The organism is Candidatus Schekmanbacteria bacterium, assembly GCA_003695725.1.
Classification (GTDB): Bacteria; Schekmanbacteria; GWA2-38-11; order GWA2-38-11; family J061; genus J061.
On the sequence record RFHX01000204.1, the window covers coordinates 1 to 3,405 of the forward strand.

The 3,405-nt window shown below is 35.8% G+C and carries 5 protein-coding genes; 2 read left to right on the forward strand and 3 right to left on the reverse strand.

Annotated features, from left to right (window positions below; all coding sequences use genetic code 11):
- Positions 1-69: 69 nt before the first annotated feature.
- Entirely contained in the window at positions 70-900 is an 831-nt protein-coding gene (locus tag D6734_08140; GenBank protein RMF94292.1) for a site-2 protease family protein, read from the reverse strand.
- Between the two features lies 1 nt (position 901).
- Positions 902-1,624, reverse strand: a complete 723-nt coding sequence (locus D6734_08145) for a PHP domain-containing protein (protein RMF94293.1) — start codon at positions 1,622-1,624, stop codon at positions 902-904.
- 131 nt (positions 1,625-1,755) lie between these two features.
- On the opposite strand from D6734_08145, the gene D6734_08150 reads away from it, so the two are divergent.
- Both D6734_08150 and D6734_08155 read left to right on the forward strand, forming a co-directional pair.
- Positions 1,756-2,427 (forward strand): MBL fold metallo-hydrolase, encoded by a 672-nt coding sequence (locus D6734_08150; protein ID RMF94294.1) that lies wholly within the window; start codon positions 1,756-1,758, stop codon positions 2,425-2,427.
- A 38-nt stretch (positions 2,428-2,465) separates the two neighbouring features.
- Complete coding sequence (locus D6734_08155; GenBank protein ID RMF94295.1) at positions 2,466-2,948, forward strand: pyridoxamine 5'-phosphate oxidase family protein; 483 nt, start codon at positions 2,466-2,468, stop codon at positions 2,946-2,948.
- Positions 2,949-2,956: 8 nt separating this feature from the next.
- Here D6734_08155 and D6734_08160 read toward each other — a convergent pair.
- Positions 2,957-3,405: hypothetical protein (locus D6734_08160; GenBank protein ID RMF94296.1), on the reverse strand; the 449-nt coding region annotated here is incomplete at its 5' end.

Here is a 3,405-nt window from a genome sequence, read left to right on the forward strand (position 1 = left end):
AAAAGTATAGTAACAAAGGGAAAATGTTTTGTTGGATTGTCATCCTTTATAGGGATAAACATTCTTTTTTTACCTTATTTCAATTGGCACAGGAATAAATGTCAAGATGAAAACAATCAATATTAACAGTGCCATCATTTTTCTTTTACTATCAAGTGGAATATAATCATTTAAAGGCGGCGGATGTTTAAATCCGAGCACTACGAGCAATATGGACCAGAAAAACCAGCCGGGCCAAAATAAACCAAGAATAATGAGAATAAAAAGGACCACTTTCCCCAATATTTCCGCTTTTTCACCGAGCACAGCATAAATGATATGTCCTCCATCAAGTTGACCTGAAGGAAGAAGATTGAATGCTGTTACAAGAAGTCCAAACCATCCAGCAAAAGCAACGGAGTTTAGCATTAAATCATATCCGTCAGGAAGAGGTCCTTTAATCAGATAAACGATTAAAGAGAAAAGAAGAGAATCTCCAAGCACTATGCCTTCTTCACCTGTAACAGGCACTACATTTGAAGTAGCAACACCAATGATACAGGCAGGAATTGCAATTATTAATCCAAGTATGGGACCTGTAATGCCCACATCGAAAAGTGCTTTCCTGTCAGGCATTCGAGCTTTTATTTTTATTACAGCTCCAAAAGTGCCTAAGATAAAAGGAGGCGGGGCAGGGATGAAATAGGGCAAAGTGGCAGGCACGAGGTGTTTGCGGCACATTCTATAATGCCCATATTCGTGAGCGCCGAGAATAGTAAGAAGAGTCAATGAATATGGGAGTCCTAACCATATATCGCCTATCCTTTCCAAAGGATTCCCACCTTCGAAAAAGGCACCCATAAAAAGGGTAGTGCAGATTGTTGCAATTAACAGAATTAAATGGATGAAAGATTTTTTCATATTAGGGAATGGATTGTTTAATATTCAAAATCTCCAAATTCTTCTTTTCCAAGATCTCACCTATCTTTTCTTCAGTTATAAATCCGGCTGCAGGAAAGCATTTTTTTTTCCTGATTGCTTTTACGATGTCCTCTATTGAGTTTATGGGCTCATAAAAGATTGTAACATATCTGCCAATTCTATCAATGGAATGCGCATCGCTTCCGCCTGTAAATGCGCAGTTGAGATATTTCATATCATTCAAAGAAATAAGAATTTCATCACTATTATAGTTTGAATTCAATATTTCAACACCGTGAAATTGATAGAGGTATATATCATCGTGAAGTCCCAATATATTTCTTCTTGGATGTGCTGCAACGGCAACACCGCCTTCTGAATCCACAATTTTTAAAAGCTCATCAATCGGTAAATATTCTTCAAAGTCTTTGTTTATTCCGTAAACCAACACATCCCCTTCCCGTCCATCACTTCCCAATACTCTGATTTCCTGACCTGAAAAGATTTTGAGATTATCTTTTTCAGCAGATTCCTGTAGTCTATATAAATCACTTTGACTCCATACCTTTCCATGTTCAGTTATTACAACTCCATCGAGGTTTCTTCTTTTAGCGTATTTTATGAGATCTTCCGGCAGAAGATTGCTGCAAAAACTGTACCTTGATGTATGGAGATGTATATCAAAAATAGATTTTTTCTTCATTTCTATCTTTCTTTTTTTCATTCAAAAAAGCTGCCATATTTTTTCGTGATCTTGAATAAGTGATGACTTGATATTATTAAAAAATATGGGTAGGATTGACAACAAAAATTCTGTATCATAGCGAATTCTTTTACAGACAGGTTTACATTTAAATAGGAGGGAAAGTGGTGAAACTTAAATGGTATGGACATGCCTCTTTTTTAATTACAGCAGACAATGGGTTGAAAATTATTACCGACCCTTATGAACCGGGTGGTTATGATGGAGCGATTGGTTATGGAGAAATTCCAGACACTCCTGATATAGTTTTATGTTCTCATGACCATGCAGACCATGGATATACAAAGGGATTGAAAGGTGAATTCGAAGTGGTAAACAAATCGGGTGTTACTGTAGTAAAAGGGATTGAGTTTAAGGGTGTTGAAGCATATCACGATACAGAAGAGGGGCAACAGAGAGGAACGATAATAATTTACACATTTGCAATCGATGGGGTTAATATATGCCATTTAGGCGATTTGGGACACGAAATTGATGATGCATTGGCGGAAAAAATAGGAGATGTCGATGTTTTGCTAATTCCTGTTGGAGGTATGTTTACTATCAATGGGAATGTTGCAGATAGGGTAATTGAAAAAATCAATCCTAAAATCGTTATTCCGATGCATTATAAAACTGATAAATGCGGATTCCCACTTGCAAGGATTGAAGAATTTATTGATAGGAAAAGGAATGTTTCATTGATGGCTACAGATGAGATAGCAATTACAAAGGAGACATTGCCAAAAAATCAGATGATAATGCTTCTTGACCATGCTTTATAACTTTTTATTACCTTATTTTAATAAGGGAGAGTGAAAATATGAAAACTAAAAGCAATGTTGAAGCATTGTCGGAAGAAGAGATAGATTCTTTTTTAAAAGAGCAAAGAGTAGGTATTTTATCTTTAACCAATGGTGAATCTGCATATGGAATTCCTTTGGCATATTTCTACGATAAAAAAACAATCTACATTACCCTTGGCCCTACAGGGAAGAAAATGGAATATATTGAAAAGAGTAAAAAAGTTTCATTTACCGTTTATTGGGTGCCGCAGGATTATCCGGCAAGCAGGTCATGGAAGTCTGTAATAGTTGAAGGTGAGCTTACAAGAATAACTGACCCTGATGAGTTGAGATCTGCCGTTAAGACTGCAGAAAAATTTATGGGGATGCCGGAAGGAAGTCTTGATAAAATTCTTGAAATGACACTTAAGAATCCGGGAAATTCGAATTTTTGGAAAATCCCACTTCAGAAAGTAGGCGGTAAAGGTGTTAAGGATTTTCAAGAAGAATTTGAAGAATGAAAATTTTCTTATTTTTTCATAATTTCATCGATGTATGGTTTTGCGCACTCAGGACACAATCCGTGAGAAATATATCCACTTGACATAAGATTTTCTATATTTGATGGCGATACCCAAGTGCCGTCTTTCAACCTAATTTTAGTGCAGATAGAGCAAGAGGTTAAGAAATCTGAATTGCCAAATGTGGAATCAACAAGCTTTCTTAAGTTTGATACTTCTGTTTCAATGTTATGAAGTTTCTTTAAAATCTTTGATATATCTTGTATTACTTTGATAAGTACATTATCCGCAATCAATGAATTGGTAAATATGATATTTTTAAGATTACCATTGATATCAACTTCCATATTCATATTGTCTTGTGTTTCACACTTTCTGCATCCCGGAGTCTCCGGATGCATCACTGACCAACATTTTCGATTTTTGATTTTATCGAGATCAGTTTCAAAGAGATTTA